Consider the following 495-nt stretch of genomic DNA (forward strand, 5'->3'; position numbering starts at 1 on the left):
AATGGTGTTGCCGGAGAACATGTCGATGTGACGCAGCTTGGTCGACATCGGCTTGACCACGATTTCTTCGGTGTGGAACACGCCGTCGACGACGATGCCAAAGGTCTGGCTGCCGACCTGGGTCACCACGATGAAGCCGTTCTCGGGATCCGAGGCGGCGCCGTCGTCGATCTTGAGCAGCTTCTTCAGATGGATCAGCGGCAGCAGCTTGTTGCGCAACCTGAGGACCGCGGTGTCCTTGATGCGCTCGATGCGGTGCTCGGAGTTGGCGCGGGCCCGGACCAGCTCGACCACCGAGAGCTGCGGGATCGCAAAGCGATCGCCGGCGGCTTCGACGATCAGGGCCGAGACGATCGCCAAGGTCAGCGGGATCTTGATGGTGACAGAGGAGCCCTCGCCGGCCACCGACTTGATGTCGATGGTGCCGCCGATCTGGTCGATATTGGTGCGCACCACGTCCATGCCGACGCCGCGGCCGGAGACCGAGGTGATGGC

Annotated in this window: 1 protein-coding gene; it reads right to left on the reverse strand. The window is 63.6% G+C overall.

What is annotated here, in order from left to right; all coding sequences use genetic code 11:
• A partial coding sequence (locus RAD10_RS41490) for a chemotaxis protein CheW (protein ID WP_461621983.1) occupies window positions 1-495 on the reverse strand: 495 nt, incomplete at both ends.

This window comes from Bradyrhizobium sp. 23AC (assembly GCF_054863025.1).